This window comes from Citrobacter sp. wls714 (genome assembly GCF_005281025.1).
GTDB lineage: Bacteria > Pseudomonadota > Gammaproteobacteria > Enterobacterales > Enterobacteriaceae > Citrobacter > Citrobacter werkmanii.
Window position 1 is genome coordinate 1 of sequence record NZ_SZWZ01000029.1, and the last position, 25,690, is coordinate 25,690.

General features: G+C 50.2%; 27 protein-coding genes, 1 tRNA gene and 1 pseudogene. 17 read left to right on the plus strand and 12 right to left on the minus strand.

Annotated elements, in window-relative coordinates; translation table 11 throughout:
- Positions 1-138, minus strand: a pseudogene (gene deoD, locus FDX11_RS25390) (purine-nucleoside phosphorylase); the annotation flags it as partial.
- A gap of 271 nt (positions 139-409) precedes the next feature.
- On the opposite strand from deoD, the gene FDX11_RS05790 reads away from it, so the two are divergent.
- Genes FDX11_RS05790 through FDX11_RS05800 form a run of 3 tightly spaced genes read left to right on the plus strand, consistent with a single transcriptional unit; the run spans position 410 to position 3,136 of the window.
- Positions 410-772 carry a GtrA family protein gene (locus tag FDX11_RS05790; RefSeq protein ID WP_042314145.1) on the plus strand — a complete coding sequence of 121 codons (363 nt, stop codon included), beginning with the start codon at positions 410-412 and terminating at the stop codon, positions 770-772.
- Complete coding sequence (locus FDX11_RS05795; protein ID WP_042314147.1) at positions 769-1,692, plus strand: glycosyltransferase family 2 protein; 924 nt, start codon at positions 769-771, stop codon at positions 1,690-1,692. The genes FDX11_RS05790 and FDX11_RS05795 overlap by 4 nt, the downstream gene beginning before the upstream one ends.
- A 1-nt stretch (position 1,693) precedes the next feature.
- Entirely contained in the window at positions 1,694-3,136 is a 1,443-nt protein-coding gene (locus FDX11_RS05800) for a glucosyltransferase domain-containing protein (protein WP_137397620.1), read from the plus strand.
- A gap of 246 nt (positions 3,137-3,382) precedes the next feature.
- On the opposite strand, the gene FDX11_RS05805 is transcribed toward FDX11_RS05800, so the two are convergent.
- From FDX11_RS05805 to FDX11_RS25240, 3 genes are all read right to left on the minus strand, one after another.
- A tRNA-Ser gene (locus FDX11_RS05805) sits at positions 3,383-3,470 on the minus strand.
- Between the two features lie 142 nt (positions 3,471-3,612).
- On the minus strand, positions 3,613-5,241 hold the full coding sequence (locus FDX11_RS05810; protein WP_137397621.1) for an ABC transporter substrate-binding protein: 1,629 nt from the start codon (positions 5,239-5,241) through the stop codon (positions 3,613-3,615).
- Between the two features lie 45 nt (positions 5,242-5,286).
- A complete protein-coding gene (locus FDX11_RS25240) occupies positions 5,287-5,481 on the minus strand; it encodes a hypothetical protein (RefSeq protein WP_042314153.1) in 195 nt (64 codons plus the stop codon).
- A gap of 29 nt (positions 5,482-5,510) precedes the next feature.
- On the opposite strand from FDX11_RS25240, the gene yccA reads away from it, so the two are divergent.
- Complete coding sequence (gene yccA / locus FDX11_RS05820) at positions 5,511-6,170, plus strand: FtsH protease modulator YccA (RefSeq protein WP_003035917.1); 660 nt, start codon at positions 5,511-5,513, stop codon at positions 6,168-6,170.
- 56 nt (positions 6,171-6,226) lie between these two features.
- On the opposite strand, the gene FDX11_RS05825 is transcribed toward yccA, so the two are convergent.
- Together FDX11_RS05825 and FDX11_RS05830 are read right to left on the minus strand one after the other, a co-directional pair.
- Positions 6,227-6,703: a hypothetical protein gene (locus tag FDX11_RS05825; protein WP_042314156.1), complete on the minus strand. Its 477-nt coding sequence runs from the start codon at positions 6,701-6,703 to the stop codon at positions 6,227-6,229.
- Entirely contained in the window at positions 6,700-7,455 is a 756-nt protein-coding gene (locus FDX11_RS05830; RefSeq protein ID WP_042314157.1) for a winged helix-turn-helix domain-containing protein, read from the minus strand. Before FDX11_RS05830 ends, FDX11_RS05825 begins: the two co-directional genes overlap by 4 nt.
- Before the next feature lie 308 nt (positions 7,456-7,763).
- On the opposite strand from FDX11_RS05830, the gene FDX11_RS05835 reads away from it, so the two are divergent.
- The 6 genes from FDX11_RS05835 to tusE all read left to right on the plus strand — a co-directional run bounded on the left by FDX11_RS05835 (position 7,764) and on the right by tusE (position 13,997).
- Positions 7,764-8,507 carry a hypothetical protein gene (locus FDX11_RS05835; protein WP_061381838.1) on the plus strand — a complete coding sequence of 248 codons (744 nt, stop codon included), beginning with the start codon at positions 7,764-7,766 and terminating at the stop codon, positions 8,505-8,507.
- 73 nt (positions 8,508-8,580) lie between these two features.
- A complete protein-coding gene (locus tag FDX11_RS05840; RefSeq protein WP_042314159.1) occupies positions 8,581-9,087 on the plus strand; it encodes a CS1 type fimbrial major subunit in 507 nt (168 codons plus the stop codon).
- Positions 9,088-9,159: 72 nt separating this feature from the next.
- Positions 9,160-11,877 (plus strand): TcfC E-set like domain-containing protein, encoded by a 2,718-nt coding sequence (locus FDX11_RS05845; protein ID WP_137397622.1) that lies wholly within the window; start codon positions 9,160-9,162, stop codon positions 11,875-11,877.
- A 1-nt stretch (position 11,878) separates the two neighbouring features.
- Positions 11,879-13,036, plus strand: coding sequence for a CfaE/CblD family pilus tip adhesin (locus tag FDX11_RS05850; protein ID WP_061381840.1), 1,158 nt, complete (start codon positions 11,879-11,881; stop codon positions 13,034-13,036).
- Positions 13,037-13,046: 10 nt separating this feature from the next.
- Positions 13,047-13,598 (plus strand): LuxR C-terminal-related transcriptional regulator, encoded by a 552-nt coding sequence (locus FDX11_RS05855; RefSeq protein WP_061381841.1) that lies wholly within the window; start codon positions 13,047-13,049, stop codon positions 13,596-13,598.
- Positions 13,599-13,667: 69 nt separating this feature from the next.
- Positions 13,668-13,997, plus strand: a complete 330-nt coding sequence (gene tusE / locus FDX11_RS05860) for a sulfurtransferase TusE (protein WP_042314164.1) — start codon at positions 13,668-13,670, stop codon at positions 13,995-13,997.
- On the opposite strand, the gene yccX is transcribed toward tusE, so the two are convergent.
- From yccX to FDX11_RS05875, 3 genes are read right to left on the minus strand one after another with little or no spacing between them, the layout of a single operon-like run.
- Entirely contained in the window at positions 13,994-14,275 is a 282-nt protein-coding gene (yccX, locus tag FDX11_RS05865; RefSeq protein WP_042314167.1) for an acylphosphatase, read from the minus strand. The genes tusE and yccX overlap by 4 nt on opposite strands.
- A gap of 45 nt (positions 14,276-14,320) precedes the next feature.
- Positions 14,321-15,109, minus strand: coding sequence for an AraC family transcriptional regulator (locus tag FDX11_RS05870; protein ID WP_137397623.1), 789 nt, complete (start codon positions 15,107-15,109; stop codon positions 14,321-14,323).
- Positions 15,110-15,122: 13 nt separating this feature from the next.
- On the minus strand, positions 15,123-15,674 hold the full coding sequence (locus tag FDX11_RS05875) for a YbhB/YbcL family Raf kinase inhibitor-like protein (protein ID WP_137397624.1): 552 nt from the start codon (positions 15,672-15,674) through the stop codon (positions 15,123-15,125).
- Between the two features lie 214 nt (positions 15,675-15,888).
- Between FDX11_RS05875 and rlmI the strand changes: the two genes are divergently transcribed.
- Together rlmI and hspQ are read left to right on the plus strand one after the other, a co-directional pair.
- Positions 15,889-17,100, plus strand: coding sequence for a 23S rRNA (cytosine(1962)-C(5))-methyltransferase RlmI (gene rlmI, locus FDX11_RS05880; protein WP_042314173.1), 1,212 nt, complete (start codon positions 15,889-15,891; stop codon positions 17,098-17,100).
- A 57-nt stretch (positions 17,101-17,157) separates the two neighbouring features.
- Positions 17,158-17,475 carry a heat shock protein HspQ gene (hspQ, locus tag FDX11_RS05885; RefSeq protein ID WP_038639447.1) on the plus strand — a complete coding sequence of 106 codons (318 nt, stop codon included), beginning with the start codon at positions 17,158-17,160 and terminating at the stop codon, positions 17,473-17,475.
- A 104-nt stretch (positions 17,476-17,579) separates the two neighbouring features.
- On the opposite strand, the gene FDX11_RS05890 is transcribed toward hspQ, so the two are convergent.
- Positions 17,580-17,993, minus strand: coding sequence for a CoA-binding protein (locus FDX11_RS05890; protein WP_006685217.1), 414 nt, complete (start codon positions 17,991-17,993; stop codon positions 17,580-17,582).
- A gap of 172 nt (positions 17,994-18,165) precedes the next feature.
- Here FDX11_RS05890 and FDX11_RS05895 point away from each other — a divergent pair, with 172 nt between their 5' ends.
- Both FDX11_RS05895 and mgsA read left to right on the plus strand, forming a co-directional pair.
- A complete protein-coding gene (locus FDX11_RS05895; protein ID WP_042314175.1) occupies positions 18,166-18,828 on the plus strand; it encodes a DUF2057 family protein in 663 nt (220 codons plus the stop codon).
- 93 nt (positions 18,829-18,921) lie between these two features.
- Positions 18,922-19,380: a methylglyoxal synthase gene (gene mgsA / locus FDX11_RS05900; protein WP_016152487.1), complete on the plus strand. Its 459-nt coding sequence runs from the start codon at positions 18,922-18,924 to the stop codon at positions 19,378-19,380.
- 32 nt (positions 19,381-19,412) lie between these two features.
- Here the strand turns inward: mgsA and helD are convergent, their stop codons facing one another.
- On the minus strand, positions 19,413-21,467 hold the full coding sequence (gene helD, locus FDX11_RS05905) for a DNA helicase IV (RefSeq protein WP_137397625.1): 2,055 nt from the start codon (positions 21,465-21,467) through the stop codon (positions 19,413-19,415).
- Positions 21,468-21,592: 125 nt separating this feature from the next.
- Here helD and FDX11_RS05910 point away from each other — a divergent pair, with 125 nt between their 5' ends.
- Entirely contained in the window at positions 21,593-22,039 is a 447-nt protein-coding gene (locus tag FDX11_RS05910; RefSeq protein ID WP_038639436.1) for a YccF domain-containing protein, read from the plus strand.
- An 18-nt stretch (positions 22,040-22,057) separates the two neighbouring features.
- Positions 22,058-24,220: a YccS family putative transporter gene (yccS, locus tag FDX11_RS05915; protein WP_042314206.1), complete on the plus strand. Its 2,163-nt coding sequence runs from the start codon at positions 22,058-22,060 to the stop codon at positions 24,218-24,220.
- Here yccS and FDX11_RS05920 read toward each other — a convergent pair.
- Positions 24,189-24,803 carry a TfoX/Sxy family DNA transformation protein gene (locus FDX11_RS05920; protein ID WP_079224781.1) on the minus strand — a complete coding sequence of 205 codons (615 nt, stop codon included), beginning with the start codon at positions 24,801-24,803 and terminating at the stop codon, positions 24,189-24,191. The two genes, yccS and FDX11_RS05920, sit on opposite strands and share 32 nt — an antisense overlap.
- Positions 24,804-25,019: 216 nt before the next feature.
- Here FDX11_RS05920 and sulA point away from each other — a divergent pair, with 216 nt between their 5' ends.
- Positions 25,020-25,529: an SOS-induced cell division inhibitor SulA gene (gene sulA, locus FDX11_RS05925; RefSeq protein ID WP_042314183.1), complete on the plus strand. Its 510-nt coding sequence runs from the start codon at positions 25,020-25,022 to the stop codon at positions 25,527-25,529.
- Positions 25,530-25,690 lie beyond the last annotated feature (161 nt).

Sequence of the window (25,690 nt, forward strand, 5' to 3'; positions counted from 1 at the left end):
TCTGTTAAACCCGTGGCGATTCACTTCGCGGCAATCCATTAAATAGTTTTCGGCAATAAACTTCGCGCGTAGAGGATCGCCCGGCATAATCACAGTTGGCGCAAAATCACCCGGTTTAGCATTAATATGTGCAGTCATAACAATTCCTGAATTATGGGTATTGAAGATATGCAGGGATTGTAACCAGACGTTTGCAGGGGATTGAGGACAAAAGTCCTGCTCAGAGGATCGGCCTCTCATTTCTGAGAGTTAGTGTTGCAGTCTTGTGGCTCAGCGGAAAACCGCGCTCCCGGCACAGTCGCTCGGAGGTATCGCAAAACAAGCCTCTGCGAAAGGTCAAAGTCGAGGTGTCGATCTCGTTTTGCATCAATGTTAAACTCGCACACTTTCTATTAGACCTTTCTTAATTATGATAAAGCTACTTTCACGCTACATTTCCGTAGGGATTGTAAACACGGCATTACATTGGGCGGTGTTCGGCATCATGGTATACATCATGAAAAATGACCAGGCCGTGAGCAACGTGGTGGCGTTTTTGATAGCTGTGACATTTTCATTTTTTGCCAACGCAAAATTTACATTTAGTGCAAAAGCCACCAGCCGGGGGTATGTGCTATTTGTTGGATTTATGGGGCTACTGAGCTTTATCTCTGGTCAGGTATCCGATCACTACAACATTTCCCCTCTCATAACGTTGATAGAGTTCTCCTCTATCAGCCTGGTATGTGGCTTCTTATACTCAAGGTTCATTGTTTTTAGGGATCCGAAATGAAAATTTCTCTGATTGTTCCGGTGTTCAATGAAGAAGATACAATACCTATTTTCTACAACACGGTGCGTAGGCATGAAGAACTAAAAAAATATGATGTCGAAATTGTGTTTATCAACGACGGTAGCAAAGACGCTACAGAATCAATCATTAATGCTCTCGCCGTATCTGATAAGCTCGTCGTCCCCATTTCATTTACACGCAACTTTGGCAAAGAACCAGCAATTTTTGCAGGCCTTGAGCGTTCCTCTGGTGAGGCAGTTATTCCTATCGATGTTGACCTACAGGATCCAATCGACATAATTCCATTGATGGTCGAAAAGTGGCTTGCGGGTGCAGATATTGTGCTGGCAAAGCGTGCAGACCGCTCCACGGATGGAAAACTGAAGCGCAAAACCGCTGAGTGGTTCTATAAATTACACAATAAAATAAGCGATCCGAAGATCGAAGAAAACGTTGGTGACTTTAGACTTATGTCCCGCGATGTAGTTGATAACATCAAACTCATGCCGGAACGTAATCTCTTTATGAAAGGTGTTCTTAGCTGGGTAGGTGGTAGTACTGATGTTGTTGAGTACACACGAGCAGGACGTATTGCTGGTAAATCAAAATTTAATGGCTGGAAATTGTGGAATCTTGCTCTGGAGGGTATTACCAGTTTTTCAACGTTCCCATTGCGAATATGGACCTACATTGGTTTTTTTGTAGCCGCTGTATCCTTCTTGTTCGGTGCATGGATGATTATAGACAAGATTTTTTGGGGAAATCCGGTTGCGGGATATCCATCTATCATTGTTTCAATCCTTTTCCTTGGTGGGATTCAGTTAATTGGTATCGGTGTGCTTGGTGAGTACATAGGTAGAATCTACATCGAAACCAAACAACGACCGCGCTATATAGTTAAAAAACAAGATGAGATTTAAAATGTTCTCTAGATACGATAAAAAAGCATTGTTTATTTACTCAGGATTAGCCCTGTTGTTTATTTACCCCTTAATCCAGGCAGGCATCTATTATAGAGACGACTTAGATAGATCTATAACTGGATATTACGGCTGGCGTGGTTTAGGTCGCCCTTTTGCAGATATTTTAGCAAAATTTTTTTCTGCCAGCGGGCACTATAATCTGGACCTATTTCCTTATACAATGCTCGCATCATGTATTTTCTTAGGCTCATCTGCGCTTGCGCTCAGTAAGCACCTGATTAGATCAGACATTCCGAACGCAAATATGGTTGCTGCACTTTTAATATTCAACCCATTCATTTTGCAAAATATTGCGTACAGATATGATAGTCTCGGAATGTCGATTGCCTTTTTCCTTGCGGTGATTGCATATACCTATAAAAATAAAAAACTGACGATAGAGATTGCGACAAAATTAGTAGCTGGCGTATTATCTTTAACCTTATATCAACCATGTGCCAATATTTTTATTGGTTTGCTTGCAATTGATATGATCATCATTGCAACAAAAAATAATATAAAATTTCAAGAGTCAATAACTTTCTTATTCAAAAGAACGATTTTATTCGTATCGTTTTTTCTTATCTACATGCTTTTCTTCTCGCCAAAAAATAACTCTCGAGCAGAATTGATACATTTAGATCAGGGGGGGTTAGAGCATCTGGCCAAAACATTAACTGCCCTAAAAGAAATGGTTCTTTCTTATCTATACCACCCAGTTTATATTTACTTCGCAATCCCAATACTAATAAGTTGCGTGTTTATGCTCATTGCTTACCGTACTAATATAAAGCAAATAGCATCATTTATTTTGTATGGAGCCATCTCCTTTTTAATATTCATTATTTCACTTATGGGGCCAACATTATTACTTCAGGACGCACCAGTCCTTCCCCGTACTTTAGTCTCGTTTTCAGTTATACTGGTTATAATTGCTATACCGGTTATGCGTTTCGCTCCTCGTTTTAAATACGCGGCACTGATTCCAGTCATTGCCTCGCTTGCTTTTAGTGCTCAACTAAGCAACGCTATGAAGTCACAACAACAATACGAAGATTTTGTTTTTAGCATGATTGCGCAGGACATTGCCACTCATAAAGACATCACATCCATTGGTACTGTAGGTCAATTGAATAAAAATGAAAGAGCAAAATTATTAATAGATAATAAACCACTTATAGGCTATTTCGTTTATCCGGCCACCCAATTCTTAGCATCTTTTCAATTAATTAATAAAGGATTACCTCAAACCAGGCATGGTTATACTGATGTGGCTGAAAGCAAAAACCAACTTGCTAGCATGATTAATAAAGGAATTCAACCCGTATCATCTAATGAATATTATTCATTATTCATCGAGAAAAACGCGGCTATAATCTATTTAGGTAAATTTAACAATTAATTATTAACAGCCCTCACACTTAATGTTGAGGGCTTTATTTTTGAAGAGTCAGAACCAATTATATCCAGCGAAAAAGAAGTTACCTATAGCCCGCCCGGGTTGAAGTGGGGAGTATGATGGTTGCTCGATTATGCCCTTCACTTACCAATTTTAGGCAACGTAACACCACCAACTCTTACAGTGACAGGTTTCGAATTTTCCCTATAAGCAAAAAGGGGTTACCTTTCGGTAACCCCTTTTCATGTTTGGCGGAAGCGTAGAGATTCGAACTCTAGAACCCTTTCGGGTCGCCGGTTTTCAAGACCGGTGCCTTCAACCGCTCGGCCACGCTTCCAATGAGGCGCACTATAAACATCCCGAACGGACCTGTAAAGTACCAATGTGTTCGTTTGCCTGAAAAACAGCCAAAATAGTGTTAATCGACTGAAATAAAAACAAATTGGCCATTTATTCAGCACAAATAGCGGCTACCAGGCTTAATGTTTTTTGATGTACATATCTTTGGTGTAGTAATTTCCGCGGTTATCCGGCGCAAATCCTCCTACCCACGGCTTCACCAGATGCGTGCGAACATAGTGATAAATCGGAATAGCAGGTACATCCTCACCTAACAGATCTTCAGCCTGCTGGTAGTCTTTACCTCGCTCTTCCAGTGAACTTGCTTTCGCTGCCTTATGCATCGCTTCATCAAAGGCAGGGTTACTGTACCCGGTGGTATTCTCACTGTCGCCGGTGCGGAAAATATTGAGGAAACTTGAGGCATCGTCATAGTCGGCTATCCACGCATAGCGCACAACGTCAAAATTACCGGTGTGCATGGTATCCAGCATGGTTTTCCATTCCTGATTTTGCAGCTTCGCCTCAACACCAAGATTTTTCTTCCACATCGACGATGCGGCAATCGCAATACGCTGATGCGTTTCGAAGGTGTTGTAGAGCAGATTTAAGCTCAGTGGATGGTCAGGACCATACCCGGCCTCCGTGAGCAGTTTTTTAGCTTCAGCAATGCGTTTGTCGAGTGGCCACGACGCATACTCTGGCGCATGCAGTTGTACCCCACCGATTTCAGGCTGGCTGATAACCCACGCCGCACGTTGCCCCTGCCCCATCACCTTTTGCGCAATGATGTCTTTATCCAACGCCATATTCAGCGCCCGACGCACGCGCGGGTCATTAAAGGGCGCTCTGGTCGTATTAAACTGATAGTAATAGGTTGAAAGCTGAGGCGAGACATGGAGTTCATCGCCCATGGTCTTTTTCAACTGCGCAAACTGATTGACCGGTACGCTATACACAATGTCAATTTCCCCCGCCTTATAGCGGTTCACGTCAGCAGACTCTGAACTAATGGGCAGGTAAATGACTTTATTAATGACCGTGTGCCGATCGTCCCAGTAATGCGGGTTACGCTCGGCAACGATGCGCTCATTGACCACCCACTGCGATAATTTGTACGCCCCGCTGCTGACAAAGTGCTCCGGGCGGGTCCACTTATCGCCAAAACGGCCAATCAGCACTTTATCGAGCGGGACCAACGACGGGTGCGCCAGCATCGCCAGAAATGCCGCCGTCGGTTGCGTTAAGGTAATTTCCAGCGTGGCATCATCCAGGGCCTTGACCCCCAGCGTGGCGGGATCTTTGTTACCCTGAGCAATATCGACCGCGTTCACCACGTGCATATTGCCCAGATACGAGGCATATGGTGAAGCCGTTTGCGGTGAGACCAGCCGCTGCCAGCTCCAGACGACATCCTGTGCGGTGATAGCCGATCCATCTGACCAGGTTATGCCCGGACGTAAATGAAAGGTCCAGACGGTGTTACCTTTATTCTCCCAGGAGGCGGCAAGACGGGGTTCAATAGACCCATCCGGCTTAACTGCCACCAGGCCGTCGAACATATCGCTGATTAAATTAAACTCCACGTTGCTTTCGACTTTATGCGGATCCAACGACGCTGGCTCGCTACCGTTGTTTCTCACCAGCTCCTGTTTTTCTGCAAGTACTGTTCCTGCCGGAACATTTGCCGCCCTCGTAGCGCCGTTTACCGACATCAAACAGGCAGCCAGCAACGCAAATGTAAATACCTTCGATTTATCTTGAGTCATTCCCTTTACCTTATTGCTCTGTTTATGATGACACCACTGTCACTGTCAGAGAGAAACGGGAATAAGGCAATATTTTTCAGTTACCTGGCTGATATCTGACAGGCATTTTTGCACATACAGTGCTAACATCTGATTCGGGAGCTTTTGCTGAAATAATATGCTTAAGCCTGGCGGCTTAAAATGCGTAAAGATGGGTAAAACCGCTGTGTCATTCCCCTTGATTTCATTATCCTTCATCATTAATTACATCTGTCATAAGAGAGTGACTCATGGATCGTATTATTAGTTCTTCACGCGATCGTACATCGCTACTCAGCACACATAAGGTGCTGCGCAACACCTATTTCCTGCTCAGCCTGACGCTGGCGTTTTCGGCGATCACCGCAACGGCGAGTACTGTGCTGATGCTGCCTTCACCGGGACTTATCCTGACGCTGGTGGGTATGTATGGTCTGATGTTCCTGACCTATAAAACGGCGGATAAACCGGTTGGCATTTTGTCAGCGTTCGCCTTTACCGGTTTCCTGGGCTACATTCTGGGGCCAATTCTGAATACCTACCTGTCTGCGGGCATGGGTGATGTTATCGGCATGGCGCTGGGCGGTACAGCACTGGTCTTCTTCAGCTGCTCTGCGTATGTGCTGACCACGCGTAAAGATATGTCCTTCCTCGGCGGTATGCTGATGGCAGGTATCGTGGTTGTGCTGATCGGTATGGTTGCGAATATCTTCCTGCAACTGCCGGCACTGCATCTGGCGATCAGCGCGGTGTTTATTCTGATTTCTTCAGGCGCAATCCTGTTTGAAACCAGCAATATCATCCGTGGCGGTGAAACCAACTACATCCGCGCCACTGTTAGCCTGTACGTTTCGTTGTACAACATCTTCGTCAGCCTGCTGAGCATTCTGGGCTTCGCCAGCCGCGATTAAGCAGCATCACTGATACGAAAAAAGAGAATGCCAATGGCATTCTCTTTTTTTATACCTTATTCACCCCGGCAGATATAGGTAGGATAACGCCGGTCCTGAATCAGCCACACGGCAGGTGAAAGTTCAGAAATCGTCAGGTAGTAGCGAGCGGTCGGCCAGGCAAAGCTTCCCCACTGGGCATCAGGGGTGTTGTCATTGTGTCGACGCCAGGTTTTGGTGTAACTCAATACAATGACGTTGTCATCGTCCCGCCGCTCCCACGTAAAGTCCACATCCCTGTCAATAATCAAATTTTGCCCCCCAGCTCTTGCCGCACCTTTATAGGTGGTCAACCCTGTACCGTCCCGATGAAAATAGAACTGCGCAATGGTATTGACCTTCACTTCACTTGCTTTTCCCTCATTACGCGTAAAGTTAAATTCAGTGCTGCAGGCCAGCACATCGCTTTTGCCGACCGCGCCGCAATAGTAAAACAGCGCCAGTGCACCGCCAACCACGGCACCGCCCAATCCAAAAAGAAGCCTTATTTTCATTTTTCGGCCCCACTTTTATAGCGAATAGTCTTGCACAGGCTGGTTTTACTGACCGGGCAGGCACCGATGAACATTTCATCGGCAGCGGCGAGCGAAAAACGAGCACTGAAATAATAAATATCGTACTCCTCGCGCTCACAAGCCACGTTATTGGCCTCCAGTCGCTCGGCTAATTTCGAGAGCACTAACGGTCGTCCATGATCGTTGATAATCCAGACACTACAACGTGCGATTTTTTCCTCGACCGGCTTTAATTTCGCCGGAACAGTTATCTCCTGCGGGCGGCTAATGTAAATGCCCGCCCCCAACGCTGCGACGATCAATGCCGCTATAATCAACCACCTTTTCAGGTAAGTACGCCGGGGCTGTATGTCTGGTTGCGTGGAAGGGGATTGTGGCTCAGCGGCTTGAATGTTCTCACCAGGCTGAAAAATCACATCGGCATCAAAACGGAATCCATAGCGCGGGACTGTGACGATAAATTCGTATCCCTCGCCCAGAGACTGGAAGCTTTTACGCAGTTCGCTTACCGCTTTATTGAGATTATTTCCGGATGGCGTAAAGCCAAACTCTTCCCATACGCGAGTGATCAATTCCTCCCGGCTCAGGTCGCGTCCTCGGTGTTTAATAAATTCCTGTAAAAGACGAACGGCTGGCGCCGAAAGTGATAATACAGACTCAGGTTGTCCAACAAGACTTATTGCATGTGCTTCAGGATCAAATAACAACGAATTATTGCATATAAAAAACATCTTTTATTCTCGGCTGTAACCGCATGCTTTTTATTCCCTGGTACATCGACATGAAAACCGCCTCCTGATCTGCTTATTTTTTCATCAGAAGGAATTTTCTTCCCATCCTTGGCCGCGGTATTTTCGCTTAACTATACAACCTTAAAGCCAGAAAAGCAGGATAAAAAACTGTATACAGCGAGTTAACTAATACAAATTTTCACAAACCGCTGTTCTGGTTAAAGTTTCCCTGCCCTGAAGCGATACGAAAGCAGACGGTGTCCTGGTGTTAACGCGCCGCCTTTAAACTCAGAGCAGGCAGACTGATTGTGAAACAGAAAAAAAGAGTGAGCATGACAACAGCCTTTTATGTCGCCGCGCTGTCATTGCCATTTTTCTCAGAAATGACAATGGCCAATATGAGCGTGTATCCCATGGAACTGAATGTAGACAGTTCCGGTGCGGCGCAAATTAAGGTGGCGTCAAAAACGGATGATATTCAGTTCATTCGGGTGAGGCAAAAGAAAATTCTTAATCCCGGCACGGCCGAGGAAAAAGAAATTGACGTGGCGGCATGGAAAGAAGATGGCGTGGTGGTTACGCCCGAAAAATTTGCTCTCGCGGCCGGCGCGATGCGCGTAGTTCGGTTGATATCGCTTATGCCTCCGAAAAAAGAGACCACCTGGCGCGTCTATTTTGAAGGGGTAAAACAACCTGACAGCATTATTCCGGGCAAGGCAGAAAGCCCTGCCGCGATGGCGACATTGGGCGTCAACGTGATTTGGGGCGCACTGGTCCATATTGCCCCAGAAGAAAACGTAATTTCACTGTCGTTCGACCCTCGCCGCGGAACGTTAAAAAACAATGGCACGCTGCGTGTACCGCTCAGAGAGATTGGTATTTGTGATGCAAATTCATCGTGTAAATGGATAAAAGAAGACGCGACGATTTATCCGGACACTGAACGTAAATTAAAAACACTCACAATGAGCCATGGCCAGAAATATAAATTCCGCTACTTCAACTGGGTGAATAAAACCGCTGAAGAAGCTGACTTACCCGTCGTGCAATAACACGACATCACTGTAAAACCCACGTAGTTCGTTGAAAGAGCCAAGGTGCTCATTTGTAAATATGGAGATATCAATGCGTAAGTATATTAAACCTCTGATGATTGTTGCTGCGATGGCCTCGTCCTTTAGCGCGCTGGCGATTCAAAAAGATATTACCGTTAACGCCAGCGTTGACTCACAGTTGGATATGACCCAGGCCGATAACACGCCGCTGCCGGCCAGTATCGACATGCAGTACCTGCCTGGCCGTGGTCTGGAAAGCTACCGTCTTAACACCAAGGTGTGGTCTAACTCCGCCACCAGCAACGTCAAAGTGCGCCTCGTTAGTGCGGCAAAACTCACCAACACGGATGGTGACCAGATTGTACCGATGACGGTAATTCTGGGTGATAAAACACTGTCTACCACCGATGCTGAATTTACCGGAACTGAACTGTTCCCTGGCAGCATTGAAAACGGTTCTGCAGTACTGCCGCTGACCATTTCTCAAACCACCAAAGGCATTCTGAAAACCGGTCAGTACAGCGGCGTTGTCAGCCTGATGCTGACGCAGGCGACAACCACGGAAGGCGGTGCGTAACACCACAGTACCTAAGGAATAACGTCAGAGGGTGCCCACCCTCTGACGTCAGGATGATGTCGAGGCTCGGTCATGGCGTTTCACAGAAATACTCTCCTCTTAGTTGCTTTGTTACCCGCATCCATCCAACTCGCCTGCGCAGAGATGGCCGTCCCGGCAGGTTTTGAAGATCTGGCGAAAACGCAGCGCCTGTGGACAGAAGTCAATCTCTATGGCGAGTCGCTTGGCCTTTTTGAAACGGATATCACGCTTGAAACAGTAAGTTTTGTCGCGCCTGAAACCGTGGTCACGGCCATCAAACGGCAGTTTAATGATGATCCTGCCCTCGTCGCCACCGTGTCTGCAGCCCTGGCCGTTCCACTGGCCCGTAACGGCAATCTGGCATGCAGCAGCAATGGCTCCGCAACGGGGTGCGATTACCTTGATACCCAGCGCGCGGCCATTATCTATGATGAAAATAACGCCCGTATTAATCTTTTTTTCGACAAGAAATTTCTGCCTAAACAAACCACTGAAAGCCAGTGGTATCAGCCCACGCAGGACACCGAGAATGCGTTAATCCATCAGCAGAATATCAATTTTGTTGCCGACAGGGATTACCAGTCAGCCACCGTTCAGGGCAATGGCGCGCTGGCACTCACCCAGGACGGCTACTTTAACCTCGACTGGACCTGGATGGGGCAACGTTCGAAGCACCAGCAGCAACAGGAGATAACCGTCAACAATGCCTGGTTTCGTCAGGATATCTGGCGCCAATACTATGTTCAGTTGGGCGAGATGGACACTCGCGATCTGTTCAGCAATGCCGGCGGGAATATCAATCTCAGCCAACTGCCGCTGGGTAAAATTCGCGGCTTGCGCACAGGCTCAACAAGGGCATGGATCAATCCGGTTCAGCAGTCAAAGGGTACGCCTATCACCGTATTGCTTTCTCATGATGCGCGTATTGACGCCCGTCGGGGTAATCAACTGCTGGCCAGTTTTTATCTGAATGCCGGGGCGCAAACCCTGGACACCCGTTCGTTCCCGGACGGAAGCTATACCGTGACGTTGTCCGTCTATGAAAATAACCGGCTGACGCGCACCGAGCAGGTACCGTTTACCCGAACTGGCATTACACCTTTCGATCGCGTCGAGTGGTTCCTGCAAGCAGGCGAAACTGACAATAACGATCAAAACGACGAACGCAGCGCAGTGGCGCAGGCGGGCGTCCGCCTGCCCGTCACTCCGACGCTGGCGCTGACCAGCGGCGCAACAATAAAAAAAAACCAGCGTTTTCTGGAAAATGCGCTCGACTGGAGCCGCGGTTTCAACACCGGCCCGATCGATGGCGTGCTAAGTACCCGCTTTAGCTACCTATACGGCAGCGAAGGTCAACGCGGCAACATTCAGCAAATCAGCTATAACGACGGTTTTTCACTGAGCTTCTATCGCAACGCGTTATCAGCAGAAAACTGCAATACCCGAAGCGCAGGGTTTGACGCCGTGAATGGCTGTTACCGAAGCCTGTCGGTAATGTTCTCCGTCCCTGTCGGCACCTGGTACGCGAGTCTGGGGTATTCAGATAACCGCAACGAAGGACGTTACGTTGCTCGTCGGGAACTCCCGGAGAGCGACGATCGCCACGATGCGGGCTTGCCATGGGAGTCGGTTTATATGACCCGCTCGCGCACGCGGGCCTGGCAGGGCGGCTTAAGTACCGCTTTCAGCGCTCGCGGCCTGAACATCAACAGCAGCATTAACCTTTTCATGCGAAACGATGACTCCCGCGAAGGTAGGGATAAAGGCGGCTACCTGAGCGTAAGCCTGTCAATGGCGCATAACCGTCAGGGCGATGCGACGAGTTATACCTCTCTGGGCGCGACGTGGCAGCACCAGCAGCGTGAAAAAAACCAACTGAGCTACAACATGGCGCACAACTGGTATGCCGATGCACGTGGTGAAAATGAGTATGGACTGAGCGCGTCAGGCATTAACAGCGATTCGCTCAATGCCTCTGCCTATACGCGCCAGGGCGGACGCTATGGCAACGGTAGTCTGACCGTCAGCGACGCCTGGGATCGTCAGGATGGGCGTCATACCCTGAGCAGCAGCGGCAATTACAGCTCAACGTTCGCGCTATCTCGCTCTGGCCTGTGGCTGGGTCGCTGGAGCGACGGGCGTCCTGCTTCAGCCATCGCGGTTAACGTTGCCACGCCGGAAGATTCCCAGGATCCACGCGTCGCTGTGTCGCTGGATAACGGCGGCAGCGCAGATATTCCAGGCAATAGCCGCGCCCTCTTCGCCGTGCCTGGCTATCAGCAGACGACGTTGACGATTAACGAATCGCTGGATGTCTCGCGGGGTGCCGGCAGTGAAATCACACAAGGCTCAGGTAGCAGAACGTTGTTTATGGTGCCAGGCAAACTGCTCCGTCGGCATGTGCAAACCACCGCAAGCTACACATGGCTCGGCCAGTTAACTGACGAACAACATTTGCCGTTTATTGGCGGCGTGCCACTGAACGTAAACGGCTGGAGTGACCTAGGGAACGGCGGGTTTAGCGCCCAAAGCGATGCTTTGCTGCATAACCTCTACCTGGTGCGTCAGCAGCAGTTTTATCAGTGCGCGCTAAACGTGAAAAGTATGCGCGACGTCGTACGTTACGTCGGGTCGATCCCTTGTCGGGAATTAACCTTCTCTGCCCTGCCGGATGCGGTCCAGCAACAGGCACAACTGATGCTCGCCGGACGTAACGTGCCGACTGGCCCGACTGCCATGAACGCAGGCAACCTCACTAAAGGGAAATGATGTGAACAAAAGCCTTATTATTTTACTTTTCCTGCTCCTGTGGGCTGGCCAGGTGCTGGCGGGCGCCCCTGCGGGAAGAAACTCCAGCGTCGGTATAAGCTACGATCGCATGGCACCGCCTGCACGGTTTGATATCTGGCTTCATGAATCAGGCGGCTATGATGCTGCCGATCCGCAAAAGTGGGGACGCAATACCCTGACCTGCTTATCCCGTACCGATACCACCTATGGCGCCTGTATGACTGCCCCGGTGTGGTTCTCGGGGAATCCGGCGGCGCCTTACGCCATCAATTTACGTTTTACGCATACCCTTACCAACAAAACGGTGGATATTAAGGTGTATGGCGATCACTACCTGTTTATCAATAACAAAGTCTTTACCTTTGCCAGTTTTGTCGCGGGGGGGACAACTACTATTGCAGCCTGGAACAGAGAACCCTACTTCGATTTCTATATTGTGAAAAGCGAACTGGATAAGCTCACCCTACCGGGCATCTGGACCGCCACCCTGAAGCAGAACCTGCGTCAATGGGAGAGCGCCGACTGTGGCGGGAACTTCAATGACGTGAATGTCGGATGTCCTGGCTATCTCACCATCGCCAACTGGCAGGCAAATATTCGCATTGAGGTGGTCGACCCGGGTAATCAGCAGATTTATCTGCCCGCGTTTCCACACTCAACGCCTATCGTAAACCTCAACCTCACCAACTTCCCGGGGCGGCCCGGTGGCAGTGAGATCCAGGGGGAAAACACGCTGGATATGTGCTTGTACGACGGAAAAAACAGTACCAGCACCCGCACTTATCTGCGGTTTGAGGACGACGAACTCAACGCTTCAGGCCGTACCGAAGGCGCGTTTTCAATCCGGCGACGTGGCGGAAGTCAGACCGATGCGCGGGATCGCCTCGACTATCAGGTCTTTGTCACCAATCCCATTACTGGCGCAACCGAAACTGTCGCCAACGGTAAAACCGTGGTCTGGCAAGGCACCAACGATCCACAGTATCTGCGTCAGGTCGTGCTGCCCGGCGGGCGCGAGGGCGTACTGTGCGTACCAGCCCCTATTATCCTGAAAACGCCTGCTTTTGCCGCCAGCAGCAAAAATGCCGGGGATTACACCGGTACGCTACGCATTATCTACACGCCCAGTACGTTATAAAGAGGCCGCCGTGAATTACGTCATTCTTGATAATAATCGTTTTTATGCCGAAGGATTGCGCTATGCCCTTCTGCGCCGTAACGCTCCGACTCAGGTCAAGTGCGGCACGGTAAAGTGGCGTCGTTCGCTGCTGGCCTGCGACACCCTCGTTGTACGTTGCCGCTTTTCCGTCGCGAGGACGCATCTGGCGCTGGTCGACATTCTGCTGCAACTGGAGGCCAGACGCTGGGAGGGAACCGTTTATCTGGTGTGCAATGAAAAAGGCTGGGCACTGGCAACGCATTTGCGAAAGCGTTTTACCACGCTGACCTTGCATATCATTGATGACAGACTTGCCGTCGTGGATGCGCCGTATATGTTTGCTAAAGAGCCGCGTCGGGTACGCAGCCTGAACTGTTGCCTGACAGGCATGGAGTTCAATGTTCTCGACAGGCTGGTTAACGGACAATCGGTAAAACATGTTGCACATATGACGCAGATTAGCGAAAAGCAGGTTTCGACGTATAAATGCAACGCGCTGAAGAAGCTTAATGCCAACAATCTGCTACAGCTTCTTCTGTAGGGCAAGGTTTCTCACGCCGCTCCTTATTTGCTAGACTAGGAGCGGTTTTTACTTTATCGACAGAGCACTATGTTCATTTTTGCAGGCCAGGAAATTGAGACCGATAGCGAAGGCTATCTGAAAGATACCACGCTGTGGAACGAGCCGCTGGCGGAGAAAATCGCCGAAAACGAAGGTATCGACCTCTCCCCCGAACACTGGGAAGTGGTGCGTTTCGTACGCGAGTTTTATCTGGAGTTTAATACATCCCCCGCTATCCGCATGCTGGTAAAAGCGATGGCCAACAAGTTTGGCGAAGAGAAAGGCAACAGCCGTTATCTTTACCGTCTGTTCCCAAAAGGTCCGGCCAAGCAGGCGACTAAAATTGCCGGCCTGCCGAAACCGGTCAAATGTATTTAATAGCGGATACTAAATCCCTTTAGCTCGTCGCCAGGGCGGTGTGGTTCACTGAGAACCCGTTCTACCCTGGCGCTGCTCGGCCCTCCGGCTTTTAACCACTTCATTAGCTGTTCCACCCGCTCGCTTTCACCACAGGCGACAACCTCTACGCTGCCGTCATCCATATTTTTAGCGTATCCGGTCAATCCCAGTCGTTGCGCTTCATGTTGCGTGGTGTAGCGAAATCCTACCCCCTGAACCCGACCATAGACCCAGGCGATTATGCAGACTTGTGACATTGCGGTTCTCCTTATCAACATAAATGAAGGAACAGTTACAAGGCCTCAGCGCACCTGCTTCGGCAGGCATCCGTAATGCTGGCGGAATCTTGCGGTAAATCGTGAGCCTGACAGATAGCCACAGCGTAACGCAATTTCGCCAATCGGCAGCGTGGTCGATTGTAGTTGAGAGAGCGCACAGGACATACGCACCTCTTCGACTATCTGCCGGTAACTCTGCGATTCCATCTGTAATCGTCGGCGTAACGTTGAAGTACCGATGGACAAGTGACCAGCAATCTCCTGAGCTGTCCATAGCTTAGCAGGGGATAACATAATTAGTTGCCGCACCTGTTCAGTAAGATTAAACCGTCGCTCGATAAGCAGAGGCCCTGCCACACCATCATGCAGTAGCGCCAGCAATAATCCCATCGCCTGATGCTCCTGCAATTTTGCAGGTAAGTCCTGGCGTACAGCGTCCAGCAGGCTTTCCCACATAAATGCCAGTCCGTTACTCATGGGCGTGCATAGCGACGTCAATTTTGCCGGAGGGAAATCCTTGACCCAGTTATTTTTAAACGTGGTAATGATGCTCGTCGACAGCAACAGCAAATCCGAGCGAAATGCTCCCTGCTCCGGCTGATTAATAATCTCCAGAGGCGTATTCGCCGGGATGATAATCAGCTCACCCGGCCCTGCAACCAGACGATTGTCATCCTGAATAATGACCTTACTTCCCTGCGTAATATGGCAAATAGCAGCAGAAAACAGTTTAACCCGGTGCAGGCGGTGCAGATGGCCGGAACGCACCTCAGCGGTGGTAAGGTTGTTATGGCGAAAATGGACATCCTGCACCAATGTATCCTCTTTATTTTGTTGCGTAAGTGGCGGTTAATTCAGCTTTTGCAATCACGTGCCTGTTCAGCATAAAACCGACCAGCGCACCGCTGGCGTTACTGTCAATTGGCAACGCGTCGGTATTTAACGCCCACACGGTAAACTGATAGCGATGAGGTTTATCGCCCGGTGGTGGACAAGCGCCGCCGAATCCAGCATAACCGAAATCATTGCGTCCCTGAACTGCTCCAGCGGGTAACTTATCCATGCTGGCTCCGCCAGGAAGCGTGTGGACCTGAGCCGGAATATTTACGATGGTCCAGTGCCACCAGCCGCTTCCCGTTGGCGCATCAGGATCAAACAGCGTAATGGCAAAACTTTTGGCATCAGTTGGCGGATTTTGCCAGCTCAGTTGCGGGGAAATATTGTCGCCACTGCAGCCAAACCCTTTAAACACTTGTTTTTGAGTTAATTGCAGGTTAGCGGGTATATCGGCGCTGGTGAGGCGAAATGTCGAGGCGGCAGAGGCATCAAAACTCAACGCGACAATAGCGGCGGCAGCCAGAGAGTAGAGAGCTTTCATTACATTTCCTTTTTCTGATTAAGAAATAGCAATGTAAACGGTGGGTATAAAAGAAACTGTGCCTCTGTGATAACGTTTTGTGCCGAAACGCCCAGCGCCATACGCTGATGATTGACCTCATCATCTGTGCTACTCTACGCGCCATTTTATTTTAATGGTTTCAGGTTGGTACTTTACTCCAGCCCGCGTCACTGTTTGTGAGAGGTTGCTCCGCATGACTGAATCTACAATTCCACATTATCCTCGTTTAGTGTTAGCCAAAGGGCGCGATAAATCATTACTGCGCCGCCATCCGTGGGTATTTTCCGGTGCTGTCGCACGTATGGAAGGCAAAGCCAACCTCGGTGAAACCATCGATATTGTTGACCATCAGGGTAAATGGTTAGCACGCGGCGCGTACTCGCCTGCGTCGCAGATCCGTGCCCGCGTCTGGACATTCGACAAGTCAGAATCCATCGATATTGATTTCTTCACCCGTCGTCTGCAACAGGCGCAAACATGGCGCGACTGGCTGGCGAAAAAAGATGGGCTGGACAGCTATCGTCTGATCGCAGGAGAATCCGATGGTCTGCCGGGCATCACCATTGACCGCTTCGGCAACTTTCTGGTATTGCAACTGCTCAGCGCTGGTGCTGAATATCAACGCGCCGCGCTGATTAGCGCCCTGCAAATTGTGTTCCCGGACTGCGCTATTTATGACCGCAGCGACGTGGCCGTGCGTAAAAAAGAAGGAATGGAGCTGACCCAAGGGCCGGTAACGGGCGAAGTGCCGCCAGCCCTGCTGCCTATCGAAGAGCACGGGATGAAGCTGCTGGTTGATATTCAGCACGGTCACAAAACCGGTTATTACCTCGATCAACGCGACAGCCGTCTGGCCACGCGTCGTTATGTAGAAAATCAACGGGTTCTGAACTGTTTCTCTTATACCGGCGGCTTTGCGGTCTCAGCATTAATGGGCGGATGCCGCCAGGTGGTCAGCGTCGATACTTCTCAGGAAGCGCTCGATATTGCCCGCCAGAACGTGGAACTGAACAAGCTGGATTTGAGCAAAGCTGAATTTGTGCGTGATGACGTATTCAAACTGCTGCGCGCTTACCGCGATCGCGGTGAGAAATTTGATGTCATTGTGATGGATCCACCGAAGTTCGTCGAAAACAAAAGCCAGTTGATGGGGGCCTGCCGCGGCTATAAGGACATCAATATGCTGGCTATTCAGTTGCTCAATCCCGGCGGCGTATTGCTGACCTTCTCCTGCTCCGGACTGATGACCACCGATTTATTTCAGAAAATCATCGCTGATGCCGCAATAGATGCTGGTCGTGATGTACAATTTATAGAGCAGTTCCGTCAGGCCGCCGATCACCCGGTGATCGCTACCTACCCGGAAGGGCTGTATCTGAAAGGGTTTGCCTGTCGCATCATGTAACTTGAAAAGTGGAATATTACCCTTACATAGAGGGTATCTATTTCCCGGGAGGTGACTATGATTGCCAGCAAATTCGGTATCGGCCAGCAGGTCCGCCATTCCCTGTTAGGTTACCTCGGAGTGGTCGTGGATATCGACCCGGAATATTCGCTTGATGAACCGTCAGCCGACGAGCTGGCGGTTAACGACGAACTTCGCGCCGCTCCCTGGTATCACGTGGTGATGGAAGACGATAATGGTCTGCCGGTGCATACGTATCTGGCCGAAGCACAGCTGAGTGGCGAGCTACAGGAAGAACATCCGGAGCAACCGTCGATGGATGAACTGGCGCGAACAATCCGTAAACAGCTTCAGGCTCCGCGTCTGCGTAATTGATGCGAACACAAGCCCGATGGCAATTCGCTTATCGGGTTTATGCTGCTAATCCGGCCAGCAACGCGGGCCGGATTATCGACGTGCCTTAAGGCAACAACACAACCTTACTTCGCCAGTCCCAGGCGCGGGATCTCAATCGCTGGGCAGCGATCCATGACCACCGCCAGCCCCGCGTCACGCGCCAGTACGGCTGCCTGCTCGTTAATCACACCAAGCTGCATCCATAAGGTCTTCGCACCGATGGCGATAGCCTCCTGAGCAACGCCCCACGCCGCTTCTGAATTGCGGAAGACATCCACCATATCCACTTTCTCCGGCACATCCGCCAGCGTCGCGTACCCCTGCTGCCCCAACAGCGTTTTCCCAGCAACTTTTGGCGAAACGGGAATAACGTGATAGCCCTGATCGAGTAAATACTTCATTACCCGATAGCTTGGACGATCGGGTTTATCGCTTGCACCAACCAGTGCAATCGTACGGGTAGATGTCAAAATGCCAGCAATATCGGTCTCTTTCATCGTCTTCCTCCAGGCTGTTTAACAAAGTGTACGACAAACCTGGTCTTGCAACCATTCATCCCATACTGGCGCATGAGAGCTAAACTCAAAAATATGTCTATATGTTAGTAAACATGATCATCGAAAAATTTAGATACATCTGATGCAGATATTTTCTGGACAGGAGAGACCTATGAAAGCCGGCATTGTGACAGCCTTGATTGCTCTGTGTTTGCCGGTAACCGTTTTTGCTACCTCTTTACGTCTGTCGAGTGAAATTGACCTTCTGGTGCTGGACGGAAAAAAAGTCTCCAGCTCATTACTGCGTGGTGCCGACAGTATTGAGCTGGAAAATGGTCGGCACCAGCTTGTATTTCGCGTAGAAAAAACCCTTCGCTTGTCCAGCCACGAAGAACGTCTGTATATTTCCCCTCCGTTGGTTATCAGCTTTGATACTCAGCTCGTCAGCCAGGTTAATTTTCATCTTCCTCGTCTCAACAATGAGCGGGATGCCTCACATTTCGATGATGCACCTCGTGTGGAACTGCTGGATGGGGACGCCATGCCTATCCCCGTTAAGCTGGATATTCTGTCAATCACCTCGACGGCGAAAATCGTGGATTATGAAATGGAAACTGAGCGCTATAACAAAGCGGCTAAACATGCGTCATTGCCACAATTCGCCACCATGATGGCCGACGACAGCTCGCTGCTTTCTGGGGTGTCTGAACTGGATCGGGTGCCGCCTCAGTCGCAAACGCTGACCGAGCAACGATTAAAATTTTGGTTTGAGCAGGCCGACGCCCAAACGCGAAGTAACTTTCTGCAGTGGGCCCAGAAACAGCCTTCTTCATGACATTTATGTTCCCATACGCATTTTTTTTGTCTTTCTCTTGCAGCGTCAAGTGCTTCCAGTACTCTGTAACAAGGTTAACTTGGGAGCTGTACTATGGAATTAACGACTCGCACATTGCCAGCGCGTAAGCATATTGCGCTGGTGGCACACGATCACTGTAAAAAGATGTTGATGAGCTGGGTGGAACGCCACCAGCCGTTGCTGGAAAAACACGTTCTGTATGCCACGGGAACAACAGGCAATTTAATTCAACGCGCGACAGGAATGGACGTCAACGCGATGCTGAGCGGTCCAATGGGGGGCGACCAGCAGGTGGGTGCGCTGATTTCAGAAGGGAAAATAGATGTGCTGATCTTCTTCTGGGATCCGCTCAACGCCGTTCCCCACGATCCTGATGTCAAAGCCCTGCTGCGCCTGGCCACAGTCTGGAACATTCCGGTCGCCACCAACGTGTCGACCGCCGATTTTATTATCCAGTCGCCAAACTTCAACGATGCGACGGACATACTAATTCCGGATTACGCCCGTTATCTGGCAGAACGCCTCAAATAATGCCCAGGCAGGCGGCAACTACCGCCTGCATTTCAGGGTTTCCTCGTTACGGGTACATCCAGTCGCTTAAGCTCATCAACAAAACACGATGGTGTTTCTTTATTGAACAGCAACCACACCCGGTGACGTGCGCGCGTTAGTGCCACATACAGCAGCCTTCGCTCTTCGGCATCCGGAAAATCCTCAACCGGCGGGAGCAACGCCTCTTCCATAATCGACTCGCGGGCTGGCGCAGGAAAGCCATCATTACCCTCATGAAGACCGACGACAATAACGTAGTCCGCTTGCTGCCCTTTACTGGCATGGATAGTCATAAAATCCAGCTGTAGCTTAGGCCAGCGGGTAGCCGCTTTCTCCAGACTGGCCGGTTTCAGATGATGGTATCGCGCCAGGACCAGAATTCTCTCTTCTGTTTTCACAAAACCCGACAGTTTGTCCAACAGCAGATCCAACTGGTTTTCATCAAGCAAGGTGACGGCTTTTTTATCCTCTGTCATCAGGCTGTTGAGCGGTTTCGTAAGCTGATGAGGATTCTGCTGGATAAACTGATTTGCGACCTCGCCAATACGGCTATTGAAACGGTAAGTCGTATCCAGATTACAGCGATCGCCCTCGCCAAAGTTTTGCTGGAACGCGGTGGTCAGAGATAGTTGCGCCCCGCTAAACCGGTAAATGGCCTGCCAGTCATCGCCTACGGCAAACAGCGTAGTCTGCGAGTTTTGCTTGCGTAGCGCGGCCAACAAGGCGGCACGCTGAGGAGAAATATCCTGAAATTCATCGACCAGAATATGCTTCCAGGGACTAATAAACCGCCCTTTTTCCAGAATAACAATGGCCTGATGGATTAACCCGGAAAAATCGACGGCATTCTCGTCCTTCAGGGCGCTCTTCCAGGCTTTGAGCAGGGGCGCCATGAGCTTTATGCGTTTACTGAACAGGTCGCGGATCTCCTCCGGGGCATTGGCAATCATCTCCGCCTGCGCTCCGCCATGCATACGCATCAGGCTAACCCAGCGATCGAGCCGGGAGGCCAAACGCCGCTGTAATTTTTCGTCGTCCCAGAAGTTACCTTCGGGTACAGACCACTGCATCTCTTCTTCTAACCACTGTCGCCAACCTTTTGCCTGCGCTTTTTTCTCGCTGCACTGCTGACGCCAGGTAGTAATGAAGAGTTTGCTGCGCGCAACGGCGTCATTTTCAAGCTTGCTAACTGTCGGGACTTTTTTGCTGCCCTGTGAAATGATATGCAGCGCCAGTGAATGAAACGTCCGCGCGGTGACCTCGTCCGTATGCAGACGTTCACGGATGCGATCGTCCATCTCCTGGGCTGCTTTGCGTCCAAACGCCAGCAACAGAATTTGTTCAGCCGCCGCCTCGCCTCGCGCTAACAACCAACCCGCACGAGCGACAAGAACCGATGTTTTGCCGCTTCCCGCCCCTGCAAGCACCAATAATGCTTGCTCACCATTCACCACCGCGCGTGCCTGGGCAGGGTTCAGCGGCGAAGATTCAATGTGCTGGAAAAACTCGGCATGCTCTGCCAGCATCGCATCGGTATAGGCCTGATTGTGCTGTAAACGACAGGCCTCAATATCCTGCAACCATGCCTGGCATTGGCGTAACGCCTCCCGGCAATTTTCAAATTCCTCCAGCCGCTTCACCGGTAGCGGCAATGCGGCAAAGGCTCGGAGGATCTGCTGTTGCAATCCTGAGATTTGGCTACGCGTCAGCCATTTATTTTCACTTGTCCGGGATGCAATCGCATCCAACTGCTGCTGTAAAACCCCCGCAGCAACGTCACTCATTTCCTGGCTCCACTGTTGCCAGAGCGCATTTAAATGATGATGGAAGCGTTGGGTTTCCGCCCACTCTGTACCGTGAAGGCGAACCACCTTCTCATCCGGGAGTACAAACTCCAGCTCTCCCCATACCAGGCCGCGTTTGCAATGAATAGCCAGCAACTGATTGAAGGGAATAAGATACTCGTGACGATCGCCGGAAACTTTAATCCCGGCATTGAGAATAACGGCCCGATCGTAAGGGTGTTGTGCCAGACGTTTTCCAAGAGAAGTTGCTTTCAGTTCCATAAGACTCAAGCGGATCCACACGAAGAGGTTTGCATATCAGTGTAACCGCCAGAGAAAACGTGCTCCAGCCCAAAAAAACGTTACAATTGCCGAATTCACAGAAAACCAGAGTTAATCGAGGGTTTATGCGTACTGTTCTGAATATTTTAAATTTTGTGCTAGGTGGGTTCGCCACCACCTTAGCCTGGTTATTGGCTACGCTGGTCAGTATTGTGCTTATTTTTACTTTACCCTTGACCCGGTCATGCTGGGAAATAACCCGACTCTCGCTGTTTCCCTATGGCAACGAAGCGATTCATGTCGATGAACTTAATCCGGCAGGGAAAAACGTGCTTCTTAATACCGGTGGCACATTGCTCAATATTTTCTGGCTGATTTTCTTCGGTTGGTGGCTGTGCCTGATGCACATTGTCTCCGGTATTGCCCAGTGCATTTCGATTATTGGTATTCCGGTGGGCATTGCGAACTTTAAAATCGCTGCTATTGCGCTCTGGCCGGTGGGTCGTCGGGTGGTTTCAGTCGAAGTTGCCCGCGCTGCGCGTGAAGCCAATGCGCGCCGTCGCTTTGAATAATCAGGACTGATGGCCTTTATGTTAAGCCCACTGCTTAAACGCTATACCTGGAACAGCACCTGGCTGTACTACGTGAGAATTTTTATCGCGCTTTGTGGCACCACAGCGCTGCCCTGGTGGCTGGGCGATGTTAAGCTGACCATCCCGCTCACGCTGGGTATGGTCGCTGCCGCGCTGACCGATCTGGACGATCGTCTCGCTGGCCGGCTGCGCAATTTGATCATCACGCTGATCTGCTTTTTTATTGCCTCGGCCTCTGTCGAACTGCTCTTCCCATGGCCATGGCTGTTTGCCATTGGATTAACGCTTTCCACCAGCGGCTTCATTCTGCTGGGGGGGTTAGGCCAGCGCTATGCAACCATCGCTTTTGGTGCGTTGTTGATTGCCATTTATACCATGCTGGGAACGTCGCTTTACGATCAGTGGTATCAGCAGCCGATCCTGTTGCTCGCTGGTGCTATCTGGTACAACCTTCTGACGCTGACCGGGCATCTCCTGTTCCCCATCCGCCCACTACAGGACAACCTTGCGCGTAGCTACGAACAGTTAGCGCACTACCTGGAACTGAAATCACGCCTTTTTGATCCCGACATTGAAGATGAAAGCCAGGCACCGTTATATGATTTGGCCCTCGCTAATGGGCAATTGATGGCGACGCTAAACCAGACCAAAGTATCGTTACTGACTCGCCTGCGCGGTGACCGCGGACAGCGCGGAACGCGTCGAACGCTACATTACTATTTTGTAGCGCAGGATATTCACGAACGCGCCAGCTCCTCACATATTCAGTATCAAACGCTACGCGACCATTTCCGTCACAGCGACGTAATGTTTCGCTTCCAGCGCTTGATGTCGATGCAGGGGCAAGCCTGCACCCAGTTGTCCCGCTGTATTTTATTACGCACGCCTTACCAGCACGATCCGCACTTTGAGCGCGTCTTCACGCATATAGATGCCGCCCTGGAGCGTATGCGTGCGAGCGGTGCGCCTGCAGACCTGCTCAACACGCTGGGATTTTTGCTCTCAAACCTGCGAGCTATCGACGCCCAACTGGCCACCATCGAGTCAGAACAGGCTCAGGTACTCTCGCGTAATGAGTCTGAAAATCAGCTTGCCGATGACAGTCCGCATGGGTTCAGCGATATCTGGTTACGTCTGAGCCGTAATTTTACGCCTGAGTCAGCCCTGTTTCGCCATGCAGTGCGCATGTCGCTGGTGCTTTGTGTCGGCTATGCCATCATCCAGATTACCGGGATGAACCACGGATACTGGATCCTGCTGACCAGTCTGTTTGTCTGTCAGCCAAACTACAACGCCACCCGACATCGCCTGGCGCTAAGGATTATCGGCACATTGGTAGGGATCGCCATTGGTTTGCCTATTCTGTGGTTTGTTCCCTCTCTGGAAGGTCAGTTGATACTTTTGGTGATCACTGGCGTACTGTTTTTTGCCTTTCGCAACGTCCAGTATGCACACGCCACGATGTTTATCACGCTGCTGGTATTGCTGTGCTTTAATCTGCTCGGTGAAGGTTTCGAAGTGGCGCTGCCGCGCGTCATCGATACGCTGATTGGGTGTGCCATCGCTTGGGCAGCCGTCAGTTTTATCTGGCCAGACTGGCGTTTTCGTAACCTGCCGCGTGTCATTGAGCGGGCCACTGACGCAAACTGTCGTTACCTCGATGCTATTCTTGAACAATATCATCAGGGTCGTGATAATCGTATGGCATACCGTATCGCCCGTCGTGACGCGCACAATCGTGATGCAGAGCTTGCCTCCGTGGTGTCGAACATGTCGAGTGAACCGGATGTCACGGCCCAAACGCGAGAAACAGCATTTCGCTTGCTGTGCCTCAATCATACGTTTACCAGTTACATTTCCGCCCTTGGCGCACACCGCGAACAGTTAACCAACCCGGAAGTTCTGGCATTACTGGATGATGCCGTCTGCTACGTTGATGACGCGCTTCACTATCAACCCGCAGACGAACAGCGCGTCTACCAGGCGCTGGAGGGGCTAAAGCATCGAATTCAGCATCTTGAGCCACGTCCGGATAGTAAAGAACCGCTTGTTATACAGCAAGTTGGGCTATTGATCGCCCTGCTCCCGGAAATCCGGCGATTACAACAGCAAATTGCCGTGCTGCCTTCTAATACCCCGGCTTCGGCGTCAGGGAACTGACCCACTCCACCAGCTCCTGGCGACGGACCGCCGGGAGCGCTGCTTCATGCACGCCACCGACCGCGCCTTCAAGGGCATAAAGTATTTTTACCGTCAGGGCTGGATTATTTTGCCGCAGTTTCAGCCAGCACATTTGGGCGCCCAACGTTCGCAATGTTCCCTCATCTTTAATTCCTGCTTCATTTAGCAGGGTCTCCAGATGAAACGTCATATTTGGTAGTTCCCGCAGACGATGTTGAGCAAAGCGACTCTGTTTTTCCTTAACAGCAGCATCCAATGAGTACCGCGATAACGACACTAACTGCTGCTGGTTTTGCCACAGCGCATCATTCACCTGATAGTAGTTGAGTACCACCGGACGCCCGCGCTTTATAAATGTCAGCCAGACAGGCGGATTTTTTACACAGTACTGTACGCTCTGCTCGCAGGCCCGAAGATATAACTCACCGCTGGCGACCATCGCAAAGACCGTATCCCCAACCGTCAAACTGTAGCTGCCAAACAGTGAGCGATAATGAATGGTTCCCAGAGATGCCAGATATTCTTGTGATTTATAGATCTTTGCATAAGAAAGTTCTTTCATAAAAATCCTTTTAAATCATAACGTAAGCAAATGATTTTCAGTAGCAGATCCGTTAATGACGAAAATAGGCAACTTATTCGCATGGGGCAAGATGAATTTTATTTTTCCCGTAACTACGACTAAAAATTGCGAACCTGTTTCCGAAAATAAGGTTGATCTTTGTTGATAGCAGGGTTACTGTATATCCATACAGTAACTCACAGGGCTGGATTGATTATGTACACTTCAGGCTATGCAAATCGTTCTTCGTCGTTCTCTTCCGCATCAAGCAACATTGCGCGCGTTTCATCAGAGAACGCAACCGCTGGGCTTATCAGTGAAGTAGTCTATCGCGAGGACCAGCCCATGATGACGCAACTACTGCTGCTTCCCCTCCTGCAACAGTTAGGGCAGCAATCACGCTGGCAGCTGTGGCTGACGCCTCAGCAAAAATTAAGTCGGGAGTGGGTGCAGTCAGCCGGACTTCCATTGACAAAAGTAATGCAGATTAGCCAACTCTCCCCCTGTAATACGCTGGAATCGATGATCCGTGCGCTGCGCACAGGTAATTACAGCGTCGTTATCGGCTGGCTGGCAGAAGAATTGACGGAAGATGAACATGCCGAGCTGGTAAAAGCGGCTGATGTAGGAAATGCTATGGGATTTATCATGCGTCCTGTTCGCGCACAGTCACTTGCGGGGAGACAGCATTCCGGGCTAAAAATTCACTCGAATTTGTATCATTGAGTAAAATTAGGATTTATCCTGGAATTTTTTTTCATGCTTCAATTTGCCTTTGAGCTTTAACGCGTTTTTCGTCCGAACGCCTGTCTCAAGCGGTTTTCAGGAAATCCTCAGTGCATTTAGTCATCAATAAATGTTAAATATTATGTATACAAGCCTTTTTT